Annotated in this window: 25 protein-coding genes; 16 read left to right on the top strand and 9 right to left on the bottom strand. The window is 64.3% G+C overall.

Annotation, left to right across the window (positions count from 1 at the left end; genetic code table 11):
- Nucleotides 1-76 precede the first annotated feature (76 nt).
- Nucleotides 77-700: a TetR/AcrR family transcriptional regulator gene (locus A3840_RS08295; protein WP_067454706.1), complete on the top strand. Its 624-nt coding sequence runs from the start codon at nt 77-79 to the stop codon at nt 698-700.
- Nucleotides 701-814: 114 nt separating this feature from the next.
- Here A3840_RS08295 and secA read toward each other — a convergent pair whose 3' ends face one another.
- Nucleotides 815-3,529: a preprotein translocase subunit SecA gene (gene secA / locus A3840_RS08290; RefSeq protein ID WP_067454761.1), complete on the bottom strand. Its 2,715-nt coding sequence runs from the start codon at nt 3,527-3,529 to the stop codon at nt 815-817.
- Between the two features lie 398 nt (nt 3,530-3,927).
- On the opposite strand from secA, the gene A3840_RS08285 reads away from it, so the two are divergent.
- The gene (locus tag A3840_RS08285) at nt 3,928-4,833 is read left to right on the top strand and encodes a peptidylprolyl isomerase (RefSeq protein ID WP_067454703.1); all 906 of its coding nucleotides are present in this window, start codon (nt 3,928-3,930) and stop codon (nt 4,831-4,833) included.
- A gap of 48 nt (nt 4,834-4,881) precedes the next feature.
- Here the strand turns inward: A3840_RS08285 and A3840_RS08280 are convergent, their stop codons facing one another.
- Nucleotides 4,882-5,565 (bottom strand): hypothetical protein, encoded by a 684-nt coding sequence (locus A3840_RS08280; protein ID WP_067454700.1) that lies wholly within the window; start codon nt 5,563-5,565, stop codon nt 4,882-4,884.
- Nucleotides 5,566-5,670: 105 nt separating this feature from the next.
- Nucleotides 5,671-6,696 carry a L,D-transpeptidase family protein gene (locus tag A3840_RS19850; RefSeq protein WP_205633353.1) on the bottom strand — a complete coding sequence of 342 codons (1,026 nt, stop codon included), beginning with the start codon at nt 6,694-6,696 and terminating at the stop codon, nt 5,671-5,673.
- Between the two features lie 193 nt (nt 6,697-6,889).
- Between A3840_RS19850 and A3840_RS08270 the strand changes: the two genes are divergently transcribed.
- Both A3840_RS08270 and A3840_RS08265 read left to right on the top strand, forming a co-directional pair.
- Nucleotides 6,890-7,150 (top strand): CopG family ribbon-helix-helix protein, encoded by a 261-nt coding sequence (locus A3840_RS08270; RefSeq protein ID WP_067454694.1) that lies wholly within the window; start codon nt 6,890-6,892, stop codon nt 7,148-7,150.
- Entirely contained in the window at nt 7,150-7,467 is a 318-nt protein-coding gene (locus A3840_RS08265) for a type II toxin-antitoxin system RelE/ParE family toxin (protein WP_067454692.1), read from the top strand. The genes A3840_RS08270 and A3840_RS08265 overlap by 1 nt, the downstream gene beginning before the upstream one ends.
- On the opposite strand, the gene A3840_RS08260 is transcribed toward A3840_RS08265, so the two are convergent.
- The 3 genes from A3840_RS08260 to A3840_RS20195 all read right to left on the bottom strand — a co-directional run bounded on the left by A3840_RS08260 (nt 7,462) and on the right by A3840_RS20195 (nt 9,686).
- Entirely contained in the window at nt 7,462-8,415 is a 954-nt protein-coding gene (locus tag A3840_RS08260; RefSeq protein ID WP_067454689.1) for an acetyl-CoA carboxylase carboxyltransferase subunit alpha, read from the bottom strand. The two genes, A3840_RS08265 and A3840_RS08260, sit on opposite strands and share 6 nt — an antisense overlap.
- A 141-nt stretch (nt 8,416-8,556) precedes the next feature.
- On the bottom strand, nt 8,557-9,465 hold the full coding sequence (locus A3840_RS08255; protein WP_067454686.1) for a site-specific tyrosine recombinase XerD: 909 nt from the start codon (nt 9,463-9,465) through the stop codon (nt 8,557-8,559).
- On the bottom strand, nt 9,462-9,686 hold the full coding sequence (locus A3840_RS20195; protein ID WP_342669894.1) for a hypothetical protein: 225 nt from the start codon (nt 9,684-9,686) through the stop codon (nt 9,462-9,464). The genes A3840_RS08255 and A3840_RS20195 overlap by 4 nt, the downstream gene beginning before the upstream one ends.
- Nucleotides 9,687-9,852: 166 nt before the next feature.
- Here A3840_RS20195 and A3840_RS08245 point away from each other — a divergent pair, with 166 nt between their 5' ends.
- Nucleotides 9,853-10,446, top strand: coding sequence for a shikimate kinase (locus A3840_RS08245; protein ID WP_067454758.1), 594 nt, complete (start codon nt 9,853-9,855; stop codon nt 10,444-10,446).
- Nucleotides 10,443-11,555: a 3-dehydroquinate synthase gene (gene aroB, locus A3840_RS08240; protein WP_067454683.1), complete on the top strand. Its 1,113-nt coding sequence runs from the start codon at nt 10,443-10,445 to the stop codon at nt 11,553-11,555. The genes A3840_RS08245 and aroB overlap by 4 nt, the downstream gene beginning before the upstream one ends.
- Nucleotides 11,556-11,624: 69 nt before the next feature.
- Here aroB and A3840_RS08235 read toward each other — a convergent pair whose 3' ends face one another.
- Nucleotides 11,625-11,885: a BolA family protein gene (locus A3840_RS08235; RefSeq protein WP_067454680.1), complete on the bottom strand. Its 261-nt coding sequence runs from the start codon at nt 11,883-11,885 to the stop codon at nt 11,625-11,627.
- Nucleotides 11,886-11,926: 41 nt separating this feature from the next.
- Between A3840_RS08235 and A3840_RS08230 the strand changes: the two genes are divergently transcribed.
- The 4 genes from A3840_RS08230 to A3840_RS08215 all read left to right on the top strand — a co-directional run bounded on the left by A3840_RS08230 (nt 11,927) and on the right by A3840_RS08215 (nt 16,677).
- The gene (locus A3840_RS08230) at nt 11,927-12,550 is read left to right on the top strand and encodes a J domain-containing protein (RefSeq protein WP_067454677.1); all 624 of its coding nucleotides are present in this window, start codon (nt 11,927-11,929) and stop codon (nt 12,548-12,550) included.
- A gap of 114 nt (nt 12,551-12,664) precedes the next feature.
- Nucleotides 12,665-13,648 carry a cobaltochelatase subunit CobS gene (gene cobS / locus A3840_RS08225; RefSeq protein WP_067454673.1) on the top strand — a complete coding sequence of 328 codons (984 nt, stop codon included), beginning with the start codon at nt 12,665-12,667 and terminating at the stop codon, nt 13,646-13,648.
- Between the two features lie 153 nt (nt 13,649-13,801).
- Nucleotides 13,802-15,691: a cobaltochelatase subunit CobT gene (gene cobT, locus A3840_RS08220; RefSeq protein WP_067454670.1), complete on the top strand. Its 1,890-nt coding sequence runs from the start codon at nt 13,802-13,804 to the stop codon at nt 15,689-15,691.
- Complete coding sequence (locus A3840_RS08215) at nt 15,688-16,677, top strand: esterase-like activity of phytase family protein (protein ID WP_067454667.1); 990 nt, start codon at nt 15,688-15,690, stop codon at nt 16,675-16,677. The genes cobT and A3840_RS08215 overlap by 4 nt, the downstream gene beginning before the upstream one ends.
- Nucleotides 16,678-16,789: 112 nt before the next feature.
- Here the strand turns inward: A3840_RS08215 and A3840_RS08210 are convergent, their stop codons facing one another.
- Both A3840_RS08210 and rpmB read right to left on the bottom strand, forming a co-directional pair.
- Nucleotides 16,790-17,425, bottom strand: a complete 636-nt coding sequence (locus A3840_RS08210; protein WP_067454663.1) for a VUT family protein — start codon at nt 17,423-17,425, stop codon at nt 16,790-16,792.
- A 254-nt stretch (nt 17,426-17,679) separates the two neighbouring features.
- Complete coding sequence (gene rpmB / locus A3840_RS08205) at nt 17,680-17,964, bottom strand: 50S ribosomal protein L28 (protein ID WP_067454660.1); 285 nt, start codon at nt 17,962-17,964, stop codon at nt 17,680-17,682.
- Nucleotides 17,965-18,204: 240 nt separating this feature from the next.
- Between rpmB and A3840_RS08200 the strand changes: the two genes are divergently transcribed.
- The 6 genes from A3840_RS08200 to A3840_RS08175 all read left to right on the top strand — a co-directional run bounded on the left by A3840_RS08200 (nt 18,205) and on the right by A3840_RS08175 (nt 25,257).
- The gene (locus A3840_RS08200) at nt 18,205-18,990 is read left to right on the top strand and encodes a DUF3108 domain-containing protein (RefSeq protein ID WP_067454657.1); all 786 of its coding nucleotides are present in this window, start codon (nt 18,205-18,207) and stop codon (nt 18,988-18,990) included.
- Between the two features lie 897 nt (nt 18,991-19,887).
- Entirely contained in the window at nt 19,888-22,866 is a 2,979-nt protein-coding gene (locus tag A3840_RS08195; RefSeq protein WP_067454654.1) for a helicase-related protein, read from the top strand.
- Nucleotides 22,867-22,886: 20 nt separating this feature from the next.
- On the top strand, nt 22,887-23,282 hold the full coding sequence (locus tag A3840_RS08190) for an RNA-binding S4 domain-containing protein (RefSeq protein WP_067454755.1): 396 nt from the start codon (nt 22,887-22,889) through the stop codon (nt 23,280-23,282).
- Nucleotides 23,275-23,811 (top strand): GNAT family N-acetyltransferase, encoded by a 537-nt coding sequence (locus A3840_RS08185; RefSeq protein ID WP_067454752.1) that lies wholly within the window; start codon nt 23,275-23,277, stop codon nt 23,809-23,811. The genes A3840_RS08190 and A3840_RS08185 overlap by 8 nt, the downstream gene beginning before the upstream one ends.
- Nucleotides 23,812-23,986: 175 nt before the next feature.
- Nucleotides 23,987-24,325, top strand: a complete 339-nt coding sequence (gene fdxA, locus A3840_RS08180; protein ID WP_067454651.1) for a ferredoxin FdxA — start codon at nt 23,987-23,989, stop codon at nt 24,323-24,325.
- 365 nt (nt 24,326-24,690) lie between these two features.
- On the top strand, nt 24,691-25,257 hold the full coding sequence (locus A3840_RS08175; RefSeq protein WP_067454648.1) for a CarD family transcriptional regulator: 567 nt from the start codon (nt 24,691-24,693) through the stop codon (nt 25,255-25,257).
- The last annotated feature ends 75 nt before the right edge of the window (nt 25,258-25,332 follow it).

Below are 25,332 nucleotides of genomic sequence, written 5' to 3'. Positions count from 1 at the left end.
CGTTCCGTTGTATAACGAAACGAGCCGTTTCGTTCAATCCTTTTCGCTGAGGAATTTTTGCGCCATATAGACTGGTATGAGCACCGAGAACGACGAGAATAGCGAAACCCGGAAATCGATCGGCGCGCGGCGCAATCCCGCCAGCCAGGAAGCCATCCTGGACGCCGCCGAATATGTGCTGCGTCAATCCGGGCTGGCCGGTTTTTCCATCGAGGCGGTGGCGCGCCATGCCCGGGCCGGCAAGCCGACCATCTATCGCTGGTGGCCCAATCGCACGGCGCTGATGCTCGATGTCTATAGCCGCTTCAAGCATGTCCGCCCTTTTCCCGATACCGGTACGCTGCGGGGCGACCTGATCGGGTTCCTCGACCGGCAATTGCTGGGCTTCTGGAGCGATGGCCTGCCGGGCCTGGTCTATCGCGCGGTGATTGCCGAAGCGCAGAATGACGACGATGCCGCCGCGGCCCTGCAGGATTACCAGGCCGAGCGCAAGCAATGGGCGGCGCAGATCATCGAGCGTGCCAAATTGCGGGGCGAAGTGCCGGAGACCACCGATGCGACCCTGATCATCGATCTGGTCGTCGCCTATGCCTGGCACCACTTGCTGCTGGGCCAGCTCGACGAGGCGGCGAGCCGGATCGAGGCCGTGGTGGATACGGTCCTGCGGGGTATAACAGGGTATAAGGAAGTGGTTCCATAGCAGGCTCCCAGCCTCCTCCTTCGTCGGAGTTAGGTGGGACTCGCTCGGAAATGTCTCAAGCCATAAAAAAGGGCGGCCCGGAAGGCCGCCCTTTCATTTCATGCAGCCTTGCCCTCAGGCAAAGGCGCCGTGGCAATGCTTGAATTTCTTGCCCGAACCGCAGGGGCAGGGGGCATTGCGGGAGACGCCCTGGAGCAGCTTGGGATCGACGGGGGGCGGGCCGTCGCGGCTGGCGACATCGTCGCCTTCCGCATCGTTCTCACCGGTGGTCGGATCGATATGGGTCGAGGTCAGCCGGCTCATGTCCGGCGCCTGGGGCTGCGGGGGCGGCTCCTGGCGGATCTGGATTTCGATATGGCTGAGCTGGGTGGTGACCAGCTCGCGCAGATTGCCCAGCATGGCCTGGAACAGCTCATAGGCTTCCTGCTTGTATTCGTTGAGCGGGTCGCGCTGGGCGATGCCGCGCCAGCCCACCACCTTGGAGAGATGGTCGAGCATGACCAGATGCTCGCGCCAGAGCCCGTCCACCGATTGCAGCAGGATGGACTTTTCCACCTGGCGCATGATCGAGGGCGAGTATTTCTCCTCCTTGGCCGCCATCAGCGCGTCGGAGGCTTCGCGGATGCGATCCTCGACGATCTCGGCGTCGATGCCTTCCTCGGCCGCCCATTCGGCGGCTGGGATATCGATATTGAGATAGGTCTTGGCCGCGGCCTGAAGCTGCTCGGTGTTCCACTGTTCCGGATAGGAGCGGGGCGGAACCGCGCGGGACACCACGTTCTCGACCACGCCATGGCGCATCTCGGTGATGGTCTCGCTGACATCGTCGGCATCCATGAATTCCAGACGCTGCTCGAAGATCACCTTGCGCTGATCGTTCATCACGTCGTCGTATTTGAGGATGTTCTTGCGGATGTCGAAATTGCGCGCCTCGACCTTGCCCTGGGCGCGTTCGATCGCCTTGGTCACCCAGGGATGGGTGATGCTCTCGCCCTGTTCCAGCCCCAGCTTGCCGAGCATGGAATCCATGCTCTCGATGGGGAAGATGCGCATCAGGTCGTCCTGAAGCGAGAGGAAGAATTTCGAATGGCCCGGGTCGCCCTGGCGGCCGGAACGACCACGCAACTGGTTGTCGATGCGGCGCGATTCATGGCGCTCGGTGCCGATGACCATGAGGCCACCGGCCGCGAGGGCCTTCTGCTTGTCCTCGGCGATCCTGGCCTTGATCTCGGCGATCTTTTGTTCGCGCGCTTCCCCTTCGAGGCCGTCGGCCTCCTTCTGGATGCGCATTTCGAGATTGCCGCCCAGCTGGATGTCGGTGCCGCGACCGGCCATGTTGGTGGCGATGGTGATGGCGCCGGGCAGGCCGGCATCGGCGACGATGAAGGCTTCTTGCTCGTGATGGCGGGCATTGAGCACGTTCATCTGGCCCACATTCTTGGTGCGCAGAATGTCGGCGAGCATTTCGGATTTTTCGATCGAGGTGGTGCCCACCAGAACCGGCTGGCCCCGGTCCTGGCATTCCTTGATCAGGTCGGCAATGGCGTCGAATTTTTCCGCCGCCGTGCGGTAGATGGCGTCGTCCTCGTCGATGCGCTGCACCGGCAGGTTGGTCGGCACGGTGGTGACGCCCAGGCCGTAGATATCGGCGAATTCCTCGGCCTCGGTCGCGGCGGTGCCGGTCATGCCGGCCAGCTTCTTGTAGAGGCGGAAATAGTTCTGGAAGGTGATCGAGGCCAGGGTCTGGTTTTCCGCCTGGATCTTGACGCGTTCCTTGGCCTCCAGGGCCTGGTGCAGGCCTTCCGAATAGCGGCGGCCCGGCATCATGCGGCCGGAAAATTCGTCGATGATCACCACTTCGCCGCCGTCGGAATTCTGGCGGACGATATAGTCCTTGTCGCGGCGGAACAGCTTGTGGGCGCGCAGGGCCGAATTGGCGTGGTGCACCAGGATGACGTTTTCCACGTCATACATGGAGCCGCCCTTGAGCAGGCCCGCTTCGGCCAAAGCGGCTTCGAGCTTCTCCACGCCCTGGTCGGTGAAGGTTGCGGCCCGATGCTTCTCGTCGAGCTCGTAATCCTCCTCGCCGATGATGGGCATCAGGGCGTCGATCTTGATATAGAGGTCGGAGCGATCCTCGGCGGGACCGGAAATGATCAGCGGCGTCCGCGCTTCGTCGATGAGGATGGAGTCCACTTCGTCGACGATGGCGAATTCATGGCCCCGCTGCACCATCTGGGCGCGGGTATATTTCATGTTGTCGCGCAGATAATCGAAGCCGAGCTCGTTATTGGTGCCATAGGTGATGTCGCAGGCATAGGCGGCCTTGCGCTCGGTGTCGTTGATGCCCGGCACGATGATGCCGGTGGACAGGCCCAGGAAGCCGTAGATCTGCCCCATCCAGGCGGCGTCGCGCCGGACCAGGTAATCGTTGACCGTCACCAGATGCGCGCCCTTGCCGGTCAGCGCATTGAGATACATGGGCAGGGTGGCCACCAGCGTCTTGCCTTCACCGGTGCGCATTTCGGCGATGGACCTGTCGTTCATCACCATGCCGCCGATCAGCTGGACGTCGAAGTGCCGCATGCCCAGAACGCGCTTGCCGGCTTCACGCACGGTGGCGAAGGCAGGCACGACGAGGTCATCGATCTTGGCACCCTTTTCCAGCTGCGCCTTGAATTCGGCGGTGCGCGCCTTGAGCGCATCGTCGCTGAGCTTGGCCAGTTCGGGTTCGAGCGCGTTGATCGCGGCGACCTTGCCCTGATATTGCTTGACCTGCCTGTCGGACGGTGACCCGAAAATCTTCCGGGCAAGCGCAGCAAGTGCCATGTTCGAAGTCCTTTTTATGTCGGCGGCGGGGCGATGGATCAGGCGGCGCGTCATTTCATGGCTGCGTCAGCCATCCCATTTCGCCTCGTCAGAACTGGGGGAAGCCCTTCCGGTTCCCGATATGTCTGTCTTGCATGTCCGCTGCGCATAGGGATGCGGCAGCGTTCCACGCTCTTGAAAAGCGGGTGAGATGTAAGAGTGGGGTCCGGTCTTGTCAACGTATGGGAAATGGGCGACACAACGGGCAGTCTCACGTTTTCCGGACATAGCAGGCACAGGTGAAGACGAAGTAATCGTGCTCTTGTCCGGCACAATTTGGCCCTCTTGCCGTGCGAGCGGGGGCGGGACAAGACATTGACCAATGCCGGACCCATCCCCGGCTCAGGAGAACAGACCTCATGCGGAATTTCAGCCTGCGCCTCTTGCGCGCCGCCAGCCTCGTCGCCCTTCTGGCCACTCTTCCGGCCGGCGCCGTCCTGGCGCAAGAAGACGCCATCGCCAATGCCGATGCGGTGGTGGCCGTAGTGGGAGGCCAGAACATTACCGAGGCGGACCTGGCCTTCGCCGCCGAGGACATGGCGCAGGATCTTTCGCAGATGCCCCCCGAGGAACGCCGCGCCTTCCTGGTGCGCATTCTCATCGACATGAAGGTCATGTCCCAGGCGGCGCGCGAAGCGGGCATGGACCAGACTGAGATCTTTGCCCAGCGGCAGAAATATCTCGAGGAACGGGCGCTGCGCCGCGCCTATTTCAACGAGGCCATTGCCGGCGCCGTGACCGAGGAAGCGGCCCGCGCCGAATATGACGCCTTCGTGCAGCAATTCGAGCCGCAGGAAGAAGTGCGGGCCAGCCATATCCTGGTGGAAACCGAGGAAAAGGCCAATGAACTCAAGGCCGAGATCGATGGCGGCGCCGATTTTGCGGAACTGGCGCGGGAAAATTCGATCGATCCGGGCGCGGCCAATGGCGGTGACCTCGGCTTTTTCGGGCGCGGCATGATGGTGCAGCCCTTCGAGGAGGCGGTCTTCGCGCTGGCCAATCCGGGCGATGTCTCGACCCCGGTGCAGTCGCAATTCGGCTGGCACGTCATCAAGCTGGAAGAAAAGCGCGATTCCGCCCCGCCCAGCTTCGAGCAGGTGGCGCCGCAAATCCAGAACCAGCTGCTGATGCGCTCCTTCACCGAGAAGGTCGATGCGCTGATGGAAGGGGTCGAGATCAATATCGAGGATCCCGAGCTCAAGGCCAAGTTCGACGCGCAGGAAGCCGCGGAGGCCGATGCGGCGGCGGAGCCGGCGGCCGAATAAGACAATCCCCACGGATGGAAAGCCCGGCGCGCAGCCGGGCTTTTTTTATCAGCAGGTGACGCGGATTTCCGCGTAGCCGGTCAGGCCTTCGTCGCCGCTGGAGGTGACGCCGATCGTGCAGGCGCTGCCCGGCAGCGGCATGGTACCACCCGAGGGGATGATCGTGCCGTCGAGCAGGCCGATATAGCCATTGGCCACCTGGCCGACATTGACCGAGACATCGGCCTCGCAGACCGGATAGCTGTCGCCCTGGGCGACGAGAATGCGCATTCCCGAAGGCAGGCAATCCTCATTGGTGGCATTCGCGGCGGCCGGGGCCGCGCTGGTGGGGGCGGGCTGGGCGTCGCTGCGCCAGTTCTGTTCGAGAATGGCCAGGCGATTGGCGAGATCGGTGAGGCTGTCGTCCTCGGTGGTCGGGGCCGTGCCGGCGCCGCGGGCATAAAGATCGAGGCTCACGCGCAATTGTGCGATTTCGGAGGCGAGGCGGCGCGTTTCCGCCTGGCCTTCCGTATAAAGCCAGCCGGCGGCCCCGAGGCCGGCCAGGCCCGCAACCAGCCCCAGAATGCCGAAGGAAAGCGCCCATGCGGACCGGCGGGATTTTCGTTCGGGCCGGGCGTGTTCGGGAGCGGAGAGCGGTTCAGGCGTGCGCTCGGCGGCGGAAACGGGCCGCATGTCCGGCGTCAGCGTGATCGGGGCGCCGTCGGAGGGGCGCTCTTTGTCGGGCTGATCCACAAGACGTCTCCGGTTTGGCTCCGGCCGGCCTTCCCACCAAAGTGCGGCCGAACTTTGGCCCAGCCTACGCCATGGGTCCGCACCTGTCGCGCCGCCCGGCCGCGATCAGGGGCGCTGGTTGGCCGGGGTGGGCAGGGTAGCGGGCTTGCCGGAGAGCACCGGCTGGATATTGGGGTCCTGGGCGGGATTGCCGCCGAACAGGCCGCCAATGCCCGAGAAGAAGCCGTTGACCGCCTGGCCGCGCTGGCGGATCGCCTCTTCCTCGGCCGCCTTGCGTTCGGCGGCCTTGCGGATGGCCTCGGCCTGGCTGGACAGGGCGGCGTCGTCCGCCTGCTGCTTGGCCGACAGGGCGGCATTGGCGAGTACCGGCGGGCAGGCGCCCAGGGCGTCGAGTGGGCCGGAGGCGGCTGGATTGAAGATGTACCGCTTTTCGCAGACATCCCAGACCGGCGGGGTCTTGGTCAGCTCGAAATAATCGTGGCCGGTCTTGATGTTCTTCCAGAAGTCCAGATGCGGGCTGGAGGCGTGGCGGGCCAGGTTGGCCGCGGTCATGCGGAAGGGAAAGATCTGGAGCTGGAAGCTGGTATTGCCGCCCTTGAAGCTTTCGCGGGCCAGGGCGTAAATCTCGGCGATGCCGGCATCGGTCATGGCGTAGCAGCCGCGCGAGGAGCAATCGCCATGCACCATCAGGTCCGAGCCGGTGCGCCCATGGGCGCGGTCGAACTTGTTGGGGAAGCCGGTATTGAAGGCCAGGTAGTAATTGGACCGCGGATGCATCAGGCCGGGGGTAATGGTGTAGAACCCTTCCGGGCTCTGGCGGTCGCCTTCCTTGAATTTCGGCCCGAGATCGCCGGAATAGGCACAAATCTCGTAGGTCTTGAACAGTTTGTAGGTGCCCGTACCGGTCCGTTTCCAGACCTCGAGCACCTGTTCTTCCTTGAAGATGCGCACCACCATGCCTTCGCTGGGCGAGGAGCCCATATTGCGCAGGCCCTGCACCACGCCGCCCGACAGCGGCTGGTTGTGGCGATTGTCGCCGCCCTTGACGAAGCTGGAACAGGCGGCCAGCCCGATTGCGATCCAGACCAGGATCACGAAGGCGCCGAGGCGATGGAGCAAGGAAGCAGACACGAGGATGAAGGCCCGGTGAAGATGGATCGCCCCTTGGGGCTGGTCTAGAGCAAAATGACCCAATGGAGTGAACGAAGCCTTTACCACGACCCGGCGCGGGCCGGAAGCGGGCGCGCTTCACGCGGAATTGTGCGCCTTGCATGAGTTATGCCGGATTGATATGTAATACGGTGTATTACAATGGAGCAAGGCAATGACCGAAAGGGCGCTTTCCAACCCCATCACCCTCCGCCTTCCAGCAGATGTGCTCACCGATATCGAGACTATCGCGGCTTTGTCCGACCGGACCCGCACTTGGGTAATGGTGCGGGCATTGCGGCATTATCTGGCCGGCGAGGGCGCTCAAATCCTCGCGGCGGCAAAGGGGCTGGCGCAATTGCAGGATGGCGACGCCGAAAATCTCGACGATGTGATCGGGGAAGTGGAGCGCATCGTGCGCGGTGATGCCGCCTGATGCGCATGCGCCTTGCCCGGCAGGCGGCTGATTATATCCGCCAGGAGGCTCAATATCTTCGGGCACGTAGTCCGGCGGCGGCGATGCGGTTCCTCGAGCAGGTCCGTTCGGTCAGACGCGATCTCGAACAGCATAGCCAGGCCGGCTTTGCCAGCGACGATCTGCCGATACCGGGCCTGCGCCGGCTTATCCGTGATGGATATCGTTTCGACTATCGCCTGACGGAGCGCTTCATCGAGGTCGCCGCGATATCAAGCTCGGTCAACACGCCGCTGACTGGCCCGTCCGACGACCCCGATTTCGACTACGAGCTATAGGTTCGTGCCGATGGCCAGGAATTTTTCGCGGCGGTGTTCGCGGGTTTCGAGGCGGGATTTGCCGTCGAAATCCTTGAGGAACTTGGCGATGGCGCTGCGGGTGGAATCCATGATCGCGGCGTGATGGCGATGGGCGCCGCCGGCCGGTTCGGGAATGATGGCATCGATGACGCCGAAGCCGAGCAGGTCCTGCGCGGTGATCTTCTGGGCGGTGGCCATGTCCTGGGCGCGGCCGGCATCGCGGAACAGGATGGAGGCGCCGGCCTCCGGCGAGATCACCGAATAGATGGCGTTTTCCAGCATCAGCACGCGATTGGCGGTGGCAATGGCGATGGCGCCGCCCGAGCCGCCTTCGCCGATGATGATGGCCAGGTTGGGCACGCCCAGTTCCAGGCCCTTTTCGGTGGAGCGGGCAATGGCCTCGGCCTGGCCGCGCTCCTCGGCGCCGATGCCGGGATAGGCGCCGGCCGTATCGACGAAGGAAAGCACCGGAATGGAAAAGCGGTCGGCCATTTCCATGATGCGCACGGCCTTGCGATAGCCTTCGGGATTGGCCATGCCGAAATTGTGCTTGAGGCGCGTCTCGGTGGAATTACCCTTTTCCTGGCCGATAATGGCGACCGGCTCGCCGTTGAACCGGCCGAAGCCGGCCTGCAGCGCCGCGTCCTCGCCGAACTTGCGGTCGCCGGCCAGCGGCTGCCATTCAGTGATCAGCGATTTCACGTAATCGGAGAAGTGCGGGCGCTGCGGATGGCGCGCCACCTGTGTCTTCTGCCAGGGCGTCAGCTTGCGGTAAATCTCGACCAGGGCCTCATCGGCGCGGGCGGAGAGCCGGTTGACCTCCTCGTCGATGGACACGGCGGAATCGTTCGCCGCGAGCGACTTGAGTTCGACGATCTTGGCTTCCAGATCGGCAACCGGCTTTTCGAAATCGAGATAAGACTGCATCCCACCGCCCGTTAGGGTCTGAATTTGTCGCGCCAAAGCGCAGGCGCTGCTGTCGCGCCCTAAAGTGGCCGGAAAGTGACGAGGCTGCAATGCGGAGTCAAGCGTGGCCGGTGAAATGGTTGGGATTTGGTGGGGACGAACCTAACTGCCGGCCAGCGGGTGGTGGCTTTCCACCAGGTTGCGCAATTTCTCGTCCAGCACATGGGTATAGATCTGCGTGGTGGAGATATCGGCATGGCCGAGCAGCATCTGCACCACGCGCAGATCGGCCCCGCCGGCCAGGAGATGGCTGGCAAAGGCATGGCGCAGGACATGGGGCGCCACCCGGGCCGAAGCAATGCCGGCGCGGCCGGCCAGGGCCTTGAGATCGCGGGCGAAGACCTGGCGGGCCAGATGGCCGTCCTCGCCATTGGCGGGGAAGAGCCAGGGGCCGGGCGGCAAAGCGGCGATCCAGGCGCGCACGGCGTCGCGGGCCCGGTCGTTCATCGGCACGACGCGCTCCTTGTTGCCCTTGCCGGTAACGGTGAGGAAGGCCGCATCGCGCATGACGGCAGCGCGGCGCAGACTCACCAGTTCGGAGACGCGCAGGCCGGTGGCATAGAGCATTTCCAGCAGCACATAGAGGCGCAGGGCCGAAAGCTGCTTCTGCGGGCTGACGGGCGCATTGGCTTCGGCTTCCGCCAGGGCCAGCAGGCGGTCGACCTCGGCTACGGACAGCACTTTCGGCAGGGCGCGGCGCGCCTTGGGGCTGGCGACGATGCGCGTAGGATCGTCGCCGCGCAGGCCATCGGCGCAGAGAAACTTGTGGAATTGGCGGATGGCGGAAAGCCGCCGGGCGCTGGAGGCGGCCGAAAGGCCCTGCTGCTTGAGCGCGTCGAGCCAGGCGGTGACGATGTCGCGGGGGCAATCGAGCAGGCTGTGGCCGCGGCCGGCGACGAAACCGGCATAATCGGCCAGGTCGCGCCGATAGGCCTCGATCGTATTGGCCGCCGCGCCGCGCTCGGCGCTCATCATTTCGAGGAAGGCGGCGATGTGATGGGCGCCGCTCATTGGCCGCCGGTCTGGCTCGGGGTGGAGGTCACGTTGGGCTGTGGCAGGATCGTGCCGCCGCCGCCCGGTGCGCCGGTTTCGCCCAGCAGGTCGCGGGTCGGGACGCGCTGGCTGACTTCCCTTGGTTCGACATTGACGAAGGTGACGAGCGCGAACATGCCGGCATAGGCAAGGCCTCCGAGAAACAGCACAATGATGAGCAAGCGAAAGAGGGTAGGCATGATCGTCCTGATTGCCGCGTGGTCCCCAGCTTAAGCGCAAAAGGTTGCCATCGCGTTCCCGGCCCATCTTGCGGAAATGGCCGCCGGGATCAACCTCTGCCGGTGTTCGGCTTGACAGCCGGGACCGGGACCGGTTGATAGCGGCAATGAGCGGAGGGTGCGGCAGGTGAGCAGGACGGAAGGCGGGTCGCGGCAGGGCCGCGCGCGGGCGCTCGCCAGCAAGCTTGCCGGCAAACCCCTTGTGCTGGTGGGCATGATGGGCGCGGGCAAGACCACGGTAGGCCGGCGCCTGGCCAGCCGGCTCGGGCGGCAATTCATCGACAGCGACGAGGAAATCGAACGCGCCGCGCAGATGAGCATTCCCGAAATCTTCGAGCAGCGCGGCGAAGCCGAGTTCCGCGCCGGGGAGATGCGGGTGATCATGCGCCTGCTCAAGGAACGCGACATCGTGCTGGCGACCGGGGGCGGGGCCTTCGTCAATCCCGAGACGCGAGCCCTGGTCAAGGCCGAGGCCGTCTCGGTCTGGCTCAAGGCCGATCTCGACGTGCTGTTCGAGCGGGTCTCGCGGCGATCCAACCGACCCCTGCTCAAGACGGCCGACCCCCGGGCGACGCTCGAAAAGCTGATCGCGGACCGCTATCCCATCTATGGGGAGGCCGATGTGACGGTGATGAGCCGCGACGTGCCGCAGGACAATGTGGCCGGCGATGTCGTGGGCGCGCTGCTCCACCATCTCAAGACCAATCAGGACAAGCCATGACCCGGATCGACCATATCGTTCATGTCGCCTTGGGGGAGCGGGCCTATGACATCCTGATCGGACCCCGGCTGATCGATGAGGCGGGAGCGATCCTGGCCGAGAGATTTCCCGGGCGGCGCTATGGCATCGTCACCGACGACAATGTCGCCGCCGCCCAATTGCCGCGGCTGACGGCGGGGCTCGATGCGGCCGGGCTCGGCTATGAGGTGATCACCCTGCCCGCCGGGGAAGGCACGAAGAATTATGCCAGGCTCGAGCAGGTGGTCGAAGGGCTGCTCGCGGCGCGGCTCGAACGCGGCGATCTGGTCATCGCGCTGGGCGGCGGGGTCATCGGTGATCTCGCCGGCTTTGCCGCCGCGATCACCCGGCGCGGCATGGATTTCGTGCAGATCCCGACCTCGCTCCTGGCGCAGGTCGATTCCTCGGTCGGCGGCAAGACCGGCATCAATTCGCCCCATGGCAAGAACCTGGTCGGCGCCTTCCACCAGCCCAAACTGGTGCTGGCCGATCTGTCAGCGCTCGACAGCCTCGATCGCCGGCAATTCGCGGCCGGCTATGCCGAAGTGGTCAAATATGGGCTGATCGACGATCCCGATTTCTTCGACTGGCTCGATGTCCATCTCGATGAGATTTTCTCGGGCGGGCCGGCGCGGGGCGAGGCGGTGGCCCGCTGCTGCGCCCACAAGGCGCGGGTGGTGATCGAGGACGAGAAGGAGAACGGGGTCCGCGCCCTGCTCAATCTCGGCCATACATTCGGCCATGCGCTGGAAAAGGATACCGGCTATTCGGATCGGCTGCTGCATGGCGAGGGCGTGGCCATCGGCATGGTGCTGGCGCATCTTTTCTCCACCCGGCTGGGCCTGGCGCCGGGCCAGGATGCCGGACGGGTAGAGGCGCACTTGAAGCGGGCCGGCCTGCCCACCACATTGGCCGATATCCCCGGAACGCTCGGTTCGACCGACACCTTGATGGCGGCCATCGCGCAGGACAAGAAGGTCCAGCGCGGGGCCCTGACCTTCATTCTGACGCGCGGCATCGGCCAGGCCTTCATCGAAGGGAATGTCGCGCCGGAAGCGGTGCGGGCGTTTCTGGAGGAGAAGCGGGGGTAAGGCGCCCCGACGCGCCCGTCATCACCCGGCCTGTCCGGGCCATGACGATGGGATGAGGACGAGCGAACGTCAGACCGGTAGAACCTCGATGGCCAGGGCATGCACCTTGGCCTTCAATTCATCGTCAAGGGCGGCCATGATCGCGCGGTGTTGCGCAACCCGGCTCATCCCGTCAAAATTGCGGGTCGCGATTCTGACACGAAAATGGGTTTCACCACCCTCCCGCCAGCCGGAATGACCGTAATGGCTCTCGGATTCGTCGATGACCTCCAGCTGGAGGGGCGAAAATTTTTCGGTGAGCTTGGCTCGGATTGTGTCCGTCATGGACATGGGGCGGCTCCAATATCTGTTTGTAGGCACAACTAGGCGCAATGAAACCGCAATCCAAGCTTTTCGACAGCATTCGCATCCGTCCGCGCCGGGAGGAAAAGCCCGAGCCGGTCTCGGTCCGATGCGATTGGGAAGGGTGCGAGGAGGCCGGCGAGTTCCGGGCGCCCAAGGGCGTGCGCTCCGAGGGGCAATATCACAATTTCTGCCTCGAACATGTCCGGCACTACAACAAGGCCTTCAATTATTTCGCCGGCATGAGCCCGGACGAGCTGGAAGAAGCGTTGCATGCACCGCCCAAGGCGGAGACGCGCTCGAGCTTTGCCACCGGCAATGCCCGCACGGCGCGGGCCGCCGGCAAGCAGGGGCCGCAATTGGGCGAGAAATACGGCGATCCCTTCGGCGTCTTCGCGCGCTATCGCTATCAGCAGTCCAAGCGTCCGGCCACGGAACGGGTCAGGCCGCTCAACGAGCCGGACCGGCGGGCGCTGGAAACGCTGGGCTTCACCAGGCATGCCAAGTCCGACGAGATCAAGGCGGCCTACAAGGCACTGGTCAAGAAGCACCATCCGGACGTCAATGGCGGGGATGCGTCCTCTGAAGAGCGGTTGCGCTCGGTGATCGCGGCCTATACCCACCTCAAGAAAACCGGCTTTGTCCTGCGCTAAGGCCTTGCCGCCCCGGGAAGACGGCTTTGCCAAGCAACGGCTACCCGGCTTGTCACAATGCTGCTATAGAGCCACCGCCTTCCTTACGCTTTCGTTCATATCAAGAGCCCTGCCATGACTGAATTCGCCCATCTGCCCGACACCGAATACAAGGCGCGCGAACTGTTCGGTATCGACACCGACATGGTGGTGAAGGGCTATAAGGAACGCACCGACCATGTGCCGCCGATCGATCCCGATTACCTGTTCGACCGCAATACCACGCTCGCGATCCTGGCCGGCTTTGCCTATAATCGCCGCGTCATGGTGCAGGGCTATCACGGCACCGGCAAATCCACCCATATCGAGCAGGTGGCGGCGCGGCTGAACTGGCCGCTGGTCCGCGTCAATCTCGACAGCCATGTGAGCCGTATCGATCTCGTCGGCAAGGACGCGATCGTGCTCAAGGACGGCAAGCAGATCACTGAATTCCGCGACGGCATCCTGCCCTGGGCGGTGCAGAACAATGTCGCCCTGGTCTTCGACGAATATGATGCCGGCCGTCCGGACGTGATGTTCGTGATCCAGCGCGTGCTGGAGCAATCGGGCCGGCTGACCCTGCTCGACCAGAACCGCGTCATCATCCCGCATCCGGCGTTCCGGCTGTTCTCGACCACCAATACGATCGGTCTGGGCGATACGTCGGGCCTCTATCACGGCACCCAGCAGATCAACCAGGGCCAGATGGACCGCTGGTCGATCGTGACCACGCTCAATTACCTGCCCCACGACAAGGAAGTCGGCATCGTTCTGGCCAAGAACAAGAGCTATGGCGAGACCGAGAAGGGCAAGAAGCAGATTTCGAACATGGTGCGCCTGGCGGACCTGACGCGCTCGGCCTTCATCAATGGCGATATCTCCACCGTCATGTCGCCGCGCGGCGTCATCACCTGGGCCGAGAACGCCGTGATTTTCGGCGGCGATATCGGCTTCGCCTTCCGTCTGACCTTCCTCAACAAGTGCGACGAGCTCGAACGCCCGGTGGTGGCCGAGTTCTATCAGCGCGTGTTCGGCGAAGATTTGCCGGAAAGCTCCGCCAATCTGGCGGTGATGGCGTAGAAATAGAAGGCCCCCTCACCGGCCCTTCGGGCCGACCTCTCCCCCAAGGGAGAGGTGAAGGGGGGCCGGTGTTTTTCTTGCCTCTCCCTTGGGGGAGAGGTCGCCGCGCAGCGGCGGGTGAGGGGGCCTTCCTCACGAAAGACGAGCAGGTTCATGGCACAACCCCCGCGCAGCAAAGCCAACAAGCCCGATCAGACCCAGGCCTTCAAATCGGCCATGGGCGCCACGGTGCGCGCCATTGGCGGCAAGGCGGAGCTGGAGGTCAGCTTCACCGCCGACCGGCCGCTGCTGACCTCGGACAAGGCGCGCCTGGCCAATCTGCCGCGCCTGCCGACCAGGCGCGATATCGCCATTGCCCGCGGGCAGGGCGATGCCATGGCCATGCGGCTGGCCAGCCATGATCCCGATGCCCATCGCAAGCGGAGCCCCATGGACCCGCAGGCGCGCGCCGCCTTCGACGCGCTGGAACAGGCGCGCGTCGAGTCCCTCGGCGTCATCCGCATGCCCGGCATGGGCGGCAATATCCATGAAATGCTGGAGGACCGGCTGTTCCGCGCCAATTTCGCGGAGGTCGACGACAAGGGCGATGCGCCTTTGGCCGAGGCCCTGGGCCTCATGCTGCGCGAAAAGCTGGCCGGCGTGGCCGTGCCGCCTTCGGGCCATGCGCTGGTCGATCTCTGGCGCAAGGAGATCGAGGCCAAGGCCGGCACCTCGCTCGACAAGCTGCTCGATACCTATGAGAGCCAGGAGGATTTCTCCAGGGCTGCGCGCGCCGTGCTGCGCGATCTCAACCTGATCGCCGAAAGCGACATGGAGGATCCCTCCGAGAGCGACGAGGACAGCGGCGAGGACAACCAGCCCGAGCAGGCCCAGGGTTCCGACCAGGCGCCCGAGCAGGGCGATGGCGAGAACGAGCAGTCCGAGAGCGAAGAGGACAGCCAGGCCGGCGAGAGCGAGGAAACCGGCGATGTCGAGGGCATGGAGGCCGACATGGCCGATGCCGACGAGGACGCCGAGGCCGAGGCGGGCGAGGATGCCCCCATGCCGCCGCCCGCCAAGGATGGCGGCACCCAGCTCTCCAACCAGTTCAATTACAAGGTCTTCACCACCAAGTTCGACGAGATCGTCAAGGCGGCCGAATTGTGCCCGCCCGATGAGCTCGACCAGCTGCGCGCCCTGCTCGACAAGCAGCTCGAAAACCTGGCCGGCGCCGTCGCGCGGCTGGCCAACAAGCTGCAGCGGCGCCTGATGGCCAAGCAGAACCGGTCCTGGCAGTTCGACCTCGAAGAAGGGCTGCTGGACACGGCGCGCCTCACCCGCGTGGTCACCGATCCCCTGCAGGCACTCTCGTTCAAGGTCGAGAACGATACCGATTTCCGCGACACCGTGGTGACGCTGCTGATCGACAATTCCGGCTCCATGCGCGGAAGGCCGATCACCATTGCGGCGATCTGTGGCGATATTCTCGCGCGCACGCTGGAGCGTTGCGGGGTGAAGGTGGAAATCCTGGGCTTCACCACCCGCGCCTGGAAGGGCGGCAAGAGCCGAGAAGCCTGGCTCGAGGCCAATCGCCCGCCCAATCCCGGTCGCGTCAACGATATCCGCCACATCATCTACAAGGCCGCCGACGAGCCCTGGCGCCATGCCAGGCGTAATCTGGGCCTGATGATGCGCGAGGGCCTGCTCAAGGAGAACATCGACGGCGAGGCGCTGGAATGGGCGCGCAAGCGCCTGATGGCCCGCCCCGAACAGCGGCGCATCCTCATGGTGATCTCGGACGGCGCGCCGGTCGATGACAGCACCCAGAGCGTCAATGCCGGCAATTATCTCGAAGCCCATCTGCGGCAGGTGATCGAGGATATCGAGACGCGCTCGCCGATCCAGCTCGTCGCCGTGGGCATCGGTCATGACGTGACCCGCTATTACCGGCGCGCGGTGACGCTTCTCGATGCGGAGGAACTGGCCGGGGCGCTCACCGACGAGCTGGCCGCCCTGTTCGACGAGGAAATGCCGGCCCAGACCCGGCGGCGGGCGCGGGGATGATCCGCTCCGCCGCCCTTGCCCTGGCTCTGCTGACCCTGGCCGGTCCGGCCGGGGCGGTGGAGGCGACGGTGAGCGCGGCGCAGATCACCCGCTTCAAGGGCGCCGAGCTCGACCAGCGGGTCGACAAGCTGATCTTTCGCGGCGGCATGACCCTGCAAAGCCCCGACGACACGTTCGGCGGCCTCTCGAGCGTCACCCAGACCGGCGACAATCAGCGCATCGCCTTCGTCACCGATCGCGGCCATTTCGTTTCCGGGCAATTGGCCTATGACGAGGCAGACCGGCTGTTCGGCTTTATCGGGGTGATTATCGAGCCGATCCAGAATTCCGCCGGCCAGCCATTGCCGCGCCAATATGCGCGCGATGCCGAGGGCATGGACACGATCTGGCGCGATGGCGTGCCGGCGGCGGTGCGGGTCAGCTTCGAGCATCTGACGCGGGTGGCCGATTTTTCCATTCATGATGGCCGTCCAGGCGGGCCGGCGCGGGAGGTGCCGATCCCGCAATGGCTCACCGATCTCAGGACCAATGAATCGCTGGAATCGATCTGCATCGCGCCGCCGGCCTCCCCTGTGGCCGGTTCCACCATCCTCATCACCGAGGAAGCGCTGGACGAAGACGGTAATCACCGGGGCGAAATGCTGGGCGTCGAGGACAGGGGGCCCTTCACCTATTTCAACAGCCCCATCGTCAATCCCACCGATTGCGCCTTCCTGCCCAATGGCGACCTCCTGGTGCTGGAGCGCGGCGTGTCGCTGTTCAGCTTCGCGATGAACCTGCGCCGCGTGCCGGCGGCGGAGGTGCGGCCGGGCAATCTGATGCGTGGGGAATTGCTGCTCTCGGCCCAGGGCGCCGAGATCGACAATATGGAGAGCCTGATGGTGCACCGCACGCCGGGCGGCGAATTGCGCATCCTCATGGGCTCGGACAACAATTTCAACGGCTGGCAGCGGACGATGATCCTGGAATTCGCGCTGCCGGAATGAGTGCGTACAATTTTGTCGTCATCACCGGGCTTGTCCCGGTGATCCACCTTTCCCGCTCGAATGGATTGCCGGGACAAGCCCGGCAATGACGACGAATGCTGAAAATGCTGCCTTATGCCGCCACCGGCATCCGCTTCAGAACCAGGTCGCGGATGGTCTTGTAGGGCGCCAGCATCAGCACGGCCATGACCAGCTTCACCAGGAAATCGCCCAGGGCGAGGCTCTGCCACAGCTCCACTTCCGGTCCGATGCCGAGCAGCGGGGCGGGGAAGGGCAGGGACGAATCTTCCAGCCCGAACCAGGCATCGATGCCGGCAAAGGCCGGCGCCATGGCCAGGGAGAAGAAGATGGCGGTGTCGAGCGCCGAAGAGAACAGCGAGGAGAACATCGGCGCATGCCACCACGGGCCGTGGCGCAGACGATGGAAGATGGAGACGTCGAGCAATTGCGCCACGAGGAAGGCCGAGCCCGAGGCGATGGCGATACGCGGCGTGGCCAGCCAGATCGAGAGCACCACCGCCACGCAGAAGCCGGCAATGACCACGAGCCGGGTCTTTTGCGGGCCGAAGGCGCGGTTGGACAGGTCGGTGACCAGGAAGGCCACGGGATAGGTGAAGGCGCCCCAGGTGAGGATGTCGCCGATATGGACGTTCCCCAGGGTCAGGTCGACCGGAAATTGCACGAGAAAGTTGGAAGCGGCGACCACGGCCACCATGGCGGCCAAGGCCACCAGCAAGCGAGACAGCATCTGACTGTACCTATGTTATCCGCCACCAGCATTTGGCTGGCGCGGAGATTGGGGAGAAGAACGGAACCGCCGTTCCTCGCAGATCGTCACCCTCGGGCTTGACCCGAGGGCGTTGTATTCATCAAGCCGCCGCATGTACAGAGCCCTCGGGTCAAGCCCGAGAGTGACGCGCGGTGGTGGGTAGAGAAGACAGCCCAAAAACAAAACCGCGCGGAGCAGGACTCCACGCGGTCGAAATCCGAACAGGAAATCGCTTAGGCGGCGAGGGCCGCGCGGATTTCCTTCTTGATGCCCAGAGCCAGGGGGCTCAGATCGGCATCGTCCTGCTTGAGCAGGAAGGCGTCGAGGCCGCCGCGGTGCTCGACCGAACGCAGGGCCGCGGCCGAAATGCGCAGCTTGACCGAACGGTTCAGCGCATCCGAAATCAGCGTCACGTTGACGAGGTTGGGGAGAAAGCGGCGGCGGGTGCGGTTGAGGGCGTGCGAAACATTGTTGCCCACCATAACGCCCTTGCCGGTCAATTCGCAGCGACGTGCCATTTTTGATATCCTGTTTGTGTAAAGGTCCTTCGTGGCGGAGACGTCCGCTACGGGCCTCGATTGTGGTGAAATCTCGCGGTTCTTTAGAGAATGCAGGCCTTGCCGTCAAGCCAAAGGCCGGCTCACGGGGCAGAGAGCGCCTTGCGCGGGACAAGATCGGGCGGCACTTTCTCCATTCAGAAGTGATTCGTTCCTGCCCGGCCAGCGTCACCGGCAGGCGCCTAGCCGAGACATCCCGCCGTGATCCGATCCGCCCTGCTCCTTCTCGCCCTGGCCGTCCCGCTTGCCGCCCGGCCGGCTTTGTCCGCTCCCGTCGATGCGCGGGTCAGCTATGTGCTGACCGTGGGCGGGATCAATGTGGCTTTGGTCGATATCGACTTCGATGATGACGGGCGCCGCTATGGCTTCGATCTCGCGGCGCGCGTCACCGGGCTCGGCAATGTCGTGGCCAGCGGCACCGCCACGGCCAGCGTCAGCGGTGCCTCCTCCGGTTCGACCCTAGAGGCGGAGCGCTTCCAGCTCGAAACCCGCGCCAATGGCGAAGTGTTCAATGTCGATGTCGGCTTTTCTGGGCGCAATGTGGCCTCGTTCCAGGTCACGCCGCCCGTGCTCGACAGCTATGACCGGGTGCCGGTGGAACGGGGGCATCTCACGGGCGTGGGCGATTTCCTCTCCGCCTTCGTGCTCAAGGGCGAGGGGCTGGACCAGTCGCTGTGCCAGCGCGAGTTCAAGATTTTCACCGGGGTCGAGCGCTTCAATATCCGCATGGGCTTTCTCGATCATGACGAGGCCACCTCGCCGCGCACCGGCTATCAGGGGCCGCTGGTCGCCTGCTCGGTGAAATACCAGCCGATTTCGGGGCATTTCGGGTCCTCGGAAATGACCCAATATCTGGCCGATACCAGCCGCATCGTCCTCTGGTATGCCCCGCTCGGCGCCTCGGGCTATTATGTGCCCTATCGCGTGATCATCGGCACCAGTATGGGCGACCTCTCCATGGTGCTGACCAATGCACGGGCCGAATAGAGCTGTCCCGCTTTCGGACGGTCAAAGGCTTTTTTGACAATTTCGGGCCGGGCGGGCGCCGCAAAAACAGGTTTTGCGGGTTAATGGCCCCGCCATAATCATGGCCGCGCGGCGCAAGGACCTGGCAGGAAACCGGCCAGCCGTGCCGAAATGAACGGAAAATTCAGCCAGATGAACGATCCGGGCGGTCCGGGAGGCCGCAATAGCGCCGCCTAGTGGTCGCGACCAGGCGCAGCCACCAGCCATGGTGGTGAACAAAACCGCATTCTGGTGATCATCGCGATTCTGTCCCCGTTCGTTCTCGTTTTGGCCTGAGCCTTAACCACGTCGCATGCAATGGCCGGCCGGTGTCTCGCCCTGGGACATGTCACAGGAGTCCGGGATGGCGTGAGGCGAGGCGGACGGCAGGGCCGGAATCGGGCCGGACGGGTTCCATTGGCGCCGTCTTGACCGCTTCCCGCACCACCCGAGGCACCGGCAAGGCTTGTCCCATCCCGGCACGTCAATCGGCTTTTTCGTCAAAGGGCTCGGTACCGGGGCCGGTCGTACGGGCCTGGGGTGATGAAAGGACAAAAAAACGCGACGGTAAAGGCATTTACAGAATGTTCACATTCGCCCGATTCCGGGCCTTGTTTACCCGATCCTAACCAAGCTGAACGGATTTTGGCTCCATTCGCGCGCCTGGCGCGCCGGCTTGTGCCCCGGACCGAGACCACCCACCAGATTTCGTAGGGAACAAATTCGGACTCTCCGCTCCGCGCCGATTCGGTTCTGTTTCGTTCCGCATCTGTTCCGCTCGTTAACGCTGGTGGCAAAAAGGTGGCAGCTTTGTCTTTTGATGGGACGACGTCACGCCGGCCCTCGCAAGCCCGGCGCGGAAGGCCTACATAGGGCGCGATGACTTTCGCACCCTCCCATTCGGTCAAGGCCATTCTCGGTCCGACCAATACCGGCAAGACCTATTTCGCCATCGAGCGCATGCTGGCCCATCCCACCGGGATGATCGGCCTGCCGCTGCGCCTGCTGGCGCGCGAGGTCTATCAGCGGGTGGTGGAGCGCGTCGGCGAACAGGCGGTGGCCCTGGTCACCGGCGAGGAGCGCATCGTGCCGGCCAAGCCGCGCTATTGGGTGGCGACGGTGGAAGCCATGCCCATGGATATCCATGTCGATTGCGTGGCGGTGGACGAAATCCAGACCGCGACCGATTTCGATCGCGGCCATGTCTTTACCGACCGCATCCTGAAAGCGCGTGGCTTTCACGAAACCCTGCTGCTCGGCTCGGCGACCATGGCCGGCGTGGTCAGGAAGCTGGTCCCCCATGCCGAGATCATCGATCGGCCGCGTTTTTCCCAGCTCACCTATGCCGGTTCGAAGAAAATTTCCCGCCAGCCGGCACGCAGCGCCATCGTCGCCTTCTCGGCCCGGCAGGTCTATGCCATTGCCGAGCTGATCCGGCGCGAGCGCGGCGGCGCGGCGGTGGTGATGGGCGCGCTCAGCCCGCGCACGCGCAATGCCCAGGTCGATCTCTACCAGAATGGCGATGTCGATTTCCTGGTCGCCACCGATGCCATCGGCATGGGGCTCAATCTCGATATCCATCACGTGGCCTTTGCCGACGACACCAAGTTCGACGGCCACCAGAGCCGCCCGCTCACCCCGGCGGAGCTGGGGCAGATCGCGGGCCGGGCGGGGCGCCACCGCCATAACGGCACGTTCGGGGTGACCGGGGGCACCGAGAATTTCGACGAGGAATTGGTCGTCCAGCTCGAAACCCACGATTTCGAACCGGTGCGGCAGGTGCAATGGCGCAACAGCGCGCTGGATTTTTCCTCCATCGAGCGACTCAGGGGCTCGCTGGAATTGTCGCCGCAGGACAAGACGCTGACCCGCGTGCCGGTCGCCACCGACCAATTGGCGCTGGAATTTCTCGCCCGCAATGAGGCGGGCGCGCTGGCGCGCGGCCATGAAGCGGTCAAACTGCTCTGGGAATGTTGCCAGATTCCCGACTATCAGGGGATATCACCGGCCGCGCATGGCGAAATCGTCACCCGGATTTATTCGGATTTGAGACGAATTGATCGGGTCAGCGCCGATTGGATTGCCGAGCAGGTGCGGTTTTGCGACAATGCGGAGGGCGACATTGACACACTCAGCAATCGGATCAAGCAGATCCGCACCTGGACCTTTGTCGCGAACCGTAAAAACTGGCTTGAAGACCCCGCTTATTGGCGCGAAAAGACACGGGACATAGAGGACAGGCTGAGTGACGCTCTGCACGAGCGGCTCACTCAGCGTTTCGTCGACCGGCGCACCAGCGTGCTGCTCCGCCATCTGAAAGACAAACGAATGGTATCCCCCGAAATCAACAGCCAAGGCGAAGTGCGGCTTGAAGGCCACCTCATCGGCACGCTCGAAGGCTTCCGCTTCACCCTCGCGCGCGGCGACGGCGAACTGGATGCCAAGGGTTTGCGTGGCGCCGCCGATTCGGTGGTGGCGCCGGAGATACACAATCGTGCCGAACGATTGGCCGGTTCGCCAAATGAAGAATTCGTGTTGGCCACCGATGGGCGGCTGCGCTGGCGCGGCGAGATCGTCGCCGAGCTGGCCGAGGGCGACAGCCTTTACCGGCCGCGCATCATCATCCTGGCCGACGAGACCCTGACCGGGCCGGACCTGGAAAAGGTGCAGGACCGGCTGATGCTGTGGCTGCGCCACCATATCAATACCGTGCTCGAACAGGTCATGTCGCTGGAAGCGCCGGCCGATCTCGAGGGGACGGCGCGCGGGCTGGCCTATCAATTGTTCGAACATCTGGGCCTGTTGCCGCGCCATGCGGTGGCCGACGAGGTCAAGGGCCTGGACCAGGATGTGCGCGGCAAGCTGCGCAAACTGGGCATCAAGTTCGGCGCCTATCACATCTATCTGCCGCTCTCGCTCAAGCCCGCGCCGCGCGAATTGGCGCTGATCCTGTTTGCGCTCAAGCATGGCGGCGTCCGCCAGCCCGGCGTCACCGACATTCCCCATATCGTGCTCTCGGGCCGGACCTCGTTCCTGGTCGATCCGGAAGTCGATCCGCGGCTCTACGAGATCGCCGGGTTCAAGGTGGCCGGCAAGCGCGCGGTGCGCGTCGATATCCTGGAGCGCCTGGCCGACATTATCCGGCCGCTGATCGCGCTCGATGCCGGCCGGCCCTATGCGGGCGAACTTCCGGCCGGAGCGGCCGAGGGCAACGGCTTCCGTGTCACGGTGGAAATGACCAGCCTGCTGGGCTGTTCGGGCGAGGATTTCGCCTCCATCCTGAGCTCGCTCGGCTATCGCGTTCGCCGCACGCCCAAGGAGGCGGCGCCTTTGGCGCTGGCCGAGGCATCGGCCGAAACGCCGGCCCTGGAGCAGGTGCTGGAGGACAATCCCGCCAGCGTCGAAGCCGTGGACGAGGCCGCCGAGCCGGTGGAGCCCCCCCTCGCGGTGGTGGCGGAAGAGGCCGTGGTGCCCGATGCGGCGCCGGTCGAGCCTATTGCGTCCGACGAGCCGGCGGCGCCGGCCGAGCCGGAATTCGACGAGGTCTGGTTCCCCGGCCGCCGCAATCACGATCAGCGCCGGCACGAGCCGCGCGGTCGCCGCGATGGCGACGGCGAGGCCCAGCAGGGGCGTCGCAACGAGCGACCGCGCAACAATAGTCGCGGCCCGCGCCGGCCGGAAGGGGAAGCCCGCCCCAATGGCGGCAAGCCCAATGGCAAGGGCCGCGACGAGCATCGGGGCCGCCCGGACAAGGGCGAGCACAAGGATCGCCGCCCGCAGCGGGAAGGCCGCAAGCCGGTCTTCGATCCCGACAGCCCCTTTGCCGCCCTTGCCGCCCTGCGCGGCAAGTCGGAATAGGATTGACAGGGCCGGCCGAAATGCCGCTCCGCAAGGAGCGGCTCGACCGGTTCCTGTTCTTTTCGCGCGCGGTCAAGTCGCGGACGCTGGCGCAGAAGATCATCGAATCGGGCGCTATCCGCATCAATTCGGCGCGGACGGAGCGCAGCGACCACAAGGTCGGCGCCGGTGACGTGCTGACCATGTCGATCCATGGCAAGGTTCTGGTCTGGCGCATAATCGATCCCGGCACGCGGCGCGGCCCGGCCAGCGAGGCCCAGGGGCTTTACGAGGATATTTCCCCACCCATGCCGCCGCGCGCCGAGCGCTCGCCCTACGAGGCAGCCATTGCCGAACGCTCGCCGGGGGCGGGCCGTCCGACCAAGCGGGAAAGGCGGGAAACCGACCGGCTGCGGGATGGAGCCGGCGATGACTGACCGGCTCCTGGCGCGCCTCGCCCAGCCCAACCACATTCCCGTGCTGAAAACCGAACGCCTGATGCTGCGGGCGCCACTGGCGGGCGACTTTGCGGCCTATGCCGGGTTCCTGGCGTCGGCGCGTGCGGCCCATATGGGCGGGCCCTATGACAGCAAGGCCGCCTGGGGGATGTTCTGCCACGACATCGCCTGCTGGCACCTGTTCGGGCATGGCGGTCTGATGATCGACCTGCGCAGCACGGGCGCGTGTATCGGTCAGGTCGGGATCAATCACGGCCCGCTCTTTCCCGAAAAGGAACTGGGTTGGTTGCTTTATGAGGGTTTCGAGGGGCAGGGCTATGCCTTCGAGGCCGCCTCGGCCTTGCGGGACTGGGCCTTCTCGGTGCGGGGCCTGCCATCGCTGGTCAGCTATTGCGATCCGGAAAATGCGCGTTCCATCGGGCTGGCCCGCAAGCTCGGCGCGGTGCCGGATGCGAGCGCCGTGGGACAGGACCCCGAGGATCTGGTTTTCCGGCACCGGCCCGGCTGACGCATACCGGCGGCCCCGGAGCACGGCATTTTACCGGGAGCGGTAACTGCGCCAAACCGTCTCCCGGCATGGTCTTGCGGCCGAACGGAAAAGGGTTTAGCACCCTTCCCGTTGAGACAGGTGGCTTGACCTTCCCCAAGAGGCCGGCCGCGTTTGGACGGGATTGCCTGCCAGAATGACCTATATCGTCACCGACAATTGCATCGCCTGCAAATATACCGATTGCGTTGAAGTGTGTCCGGTGGACTGCTTCTATGAAGGCGAGAACATGCTGGTGATCCATCCGGACGAATGCATCGATTGCGGCGTCTGCGAGCCCGAATGTCCGGCCGAGGCCATCAAACCCGATACCGAAAGCGGGCTGGACGAATGGCTGGAGCTCAACCGCAAGTTCTCCACCATCTGGCCGAACCTGACCGAGCGGCGCGATCCGCTGCCCGAGGCCAAGGACAAGGATGGGGAAGCGGGCAAGCTGGAGAAGTATTTCTCCGATGCGCCGGGCGAGGGCGATTGAGGCGACGGCACGCGCCTCGCTTGAATTTTCAGCTATGGCAGTGCTTTGCCACTTTACTATCGCGAGAGGCTGCCCCGCCGGGCGGCCCATGGGCGTTCGGCTGATTCGTTCTTTTTGATTCTGCTGAAAAATTGTGCTATGGTCCCTCCATATGCAGTTGAGCCCGTCATCCAGCCCGTGCCGCAAGGCACGATTTTTTTGACAGACATCATTTGAAGTGCATGGCGTTCCGGACAAAGCGGACCCGGACGGCGTGAGGCTTTACTGCGCAGTAAGCGCCCGGGGTCGGGCGTCAACGAGTAGGAATGGCAGGTCCTTGCCGCAAGGAACCCGCCATTTGGGGCGTCAATAAGGAGTTCCAGCATATGGTAGCCAAGAAGCAGCAGCAGCGGCTCGGGTTCAAGACGGGCGAATATGTCGTCTACCCTGCCCATGGCGTCGGCGTCATCGTCGCCATCGAGGAGCAGGAAGTCGCTGGTCTTACTCTTGAGCTGTTCGTGATCAGCTTCGAGCAGGACAAGCTGACGCTGCGCGTCCCCGTGGCCAAGGTCAAGTCGGTCGGCATGCGCAAGCTGGCCGAGGACGACGAGATCAAGAAGGCTCTCGATACCGTCACCGGCCGGGCCCGCGTCAAGCGCACCATGTGGTCGCGCCGCGCCCAGGAATATGAAGCCAAGATCAATTCGGGCGACCTGATCGCCATTTCGGAAGTGGTGCGCGATCTCTACCGTTCCGAAGAGCAGCCCGAGCAGTCCTATTCGGAACGCCAGCTGTTCGAGCAGGCCATGGACCGGATGAGCCGGGAAGTGGGCGCCGTGCGCAAGCTGACGCTGACCGAGGCCGTGCAACTGATCGAAAAGCAGCTCGCCAAGAGCCCGAAGCGCACCAAGGCCGACGCGGCCGAGGCCGAAAGCGACGAGGAAGCGGCGTAAGCCCTCCCGCCATCAGGAATGCGAAAGGCCGGTGGCAACACCGGCCTTTTTTATTGGGCCGAAGCAAGGGCCGGG

This window comes from Devosia elaeis (genome assembly GCF_001650025.1).
Lineage (GTDB): Bacteria > Pseudomonadota > Alphaproteobacteria > Rhizobiales > Devosiaceae > Devosia > Devosia elaeis.
Note: the sequence above shows the minus strand (reverse complement) of the source record. Positions and strands in the feature narration are given on the sequence as shown.

What these genes read in the sequence shown, in the direction of transcription:
- A3840_RS08295 (WP_067454706.1), top strand. Translation starts at nt 77, where the DNA reads ATGAGCACCGAGAACGACGAGAATAGCGAAACCCGGAAATCGATCGGC.
- secA (WP_067454761.1), bottom strand. Translation starts at nt 3,529, where the DNA reads ATGGCACTTGCTGCGCTTGCCCGGAAGATTTTCGGGTCACCGTCCGAC.
- A3840_RS08285 (WP_067454703.1), top strand. Translation starts at nt 3,928, where the DNA reads ATGCGGAATTTCAGCCTGCGCCTCTTGCGCGCCGCCAGCCTCGTCGCC.
- A3840_RS08270 (WP_067454694.1), top strand. Translation starts at nt 6,890, where the DNA reads ATGACCGAAAGGGCGCTTTCCAACCCCATCACCCTCCGCCTTCCAGCA.
- A3840_RS08265 (WP_067454692.1), top strand. Translation starts at nt 7,150, where the DNA reads ATGCGCATGCGCCTTGCCCGGCAGGCGGCTGATTATATCCGCCAGGAG.
- A3840_RS08260 (WP_067454689.1), bottom strand. Translation starts at nt 8,415, where the DNA reads ATGCAGTCTTATCTCGATTTCGAAAAGCCGGTTGCCGATCTGGAAGCC.
- A3840_RS08255 (WP_067454686.1), bottom strand. Translation starts at nt 9,465, where the DNA reads ATGAGCGGCGCCCATCACATCGCCGCCTTCCTCGAAATGATGAGCGCC.
- A3840_RS20195 (WP_342669894.1), bottom strand. Translation starts at nt 9,686, where the DNA reads ATGCCTACCCTCTTTCGCTTGCTCATCATTGTGCTGTTTCTCGGAGGC.
- aroB (WP_067454683.1), top strand. Translation starts at nt 10,443, where the DNA reads ATGACCCGGATCGACCATATCGTTCATGTCGCCTTGGGGGAGCGGGCC.
- A3840_RS08235 (WP_067454680.1), bottom strand. Translation starts at nt 11,885, where the DNA reads ATGTCCATGACGGACACAATCCGAGCCAAGCTCACCGAAAAATTTTCG.
- A3840_RS08230 (WP_067454677.1), top strand. Translation starts at nt 11,927, where the DNA reads ATGAAACCGCAATCCAAGCTTTTCGACAGCATTCGCATCCGTCCGCGC.
- cobS (WP_067454673.1), top strand. Translation starts at nt 12,665, where the DNA reads ATGACTGAATTCGCCCATCTGCCCGACACCGAATACAAGGCGCGCGAA.
- cobT (WP_067454670.1), top strand. Translation starts at nt 13,802, where the DNA reads ATGGCACAACCCCCGCGCAGCAAAGCCAACAAGCCCGATCAGACCCAG.
- A3840_RS08215 (WP_067454667.1), top strand. Translation starts at nt 15,688, where the DNA reads ATGATCCGCTCCGCCGCCCTTGCCCTGGCTCTGCTGACCCTGGCCGGT.
- A3840_RS08210 (WP_067454663.1), bottom strand. Translation starts at nt 17,425, where the DNA reads ATGCTGTCTCGCTTGCTGGTGGCCTTGGCCGCCATGGTGGCCGTGGTC.
- rpmB (WP_067454660.1), bottom strand. Translation starts at nt 17,964, where the DNA reads ATGGCACGTCGCTGCGAATTGACCGGCAAGGGCGTTATGGTGGGCAAC.
- A3840_RS08195 (WP_067454654.1), top strand. Translation starts at nt 19,888, where the DNA reads ATGACTTTCGCACCCTCCCATTCGGTCAAGGCCATTCTCGGTCCGACC.
- A3840_RS08190 (WP_067454755.1), top strand. Translation starts at nt 22,887, where the DNA reads ATGCCGCTCCGCAAGGAGCGGCTCGACCGGTTCCTGTTCTTTTCGCGC.
- A3840_RS08185 (WP_067454752.1), top strand. Translation starts at nt 23,275, where the DNA reads ATGACTGACCGGCTCCTGGCGCGCCTCGCCCAGCCCAACCACATTCCC.
- fdxA (WP_067454651.1), top strand. Translation starts at nt 23,987, where the DNA reads ATGACCTATATCGTCACCGACAATTGCATCGCCTGCAAATATACCGAT.
- A3840_RS08175 (WP_067454648.1), top strand. Translation starts at nt 24,691, where the DNA reads ATGGTAGCCAAGAAGCAGCAGCAGCGGCTCGGGTTCAAGACGGGCGAA.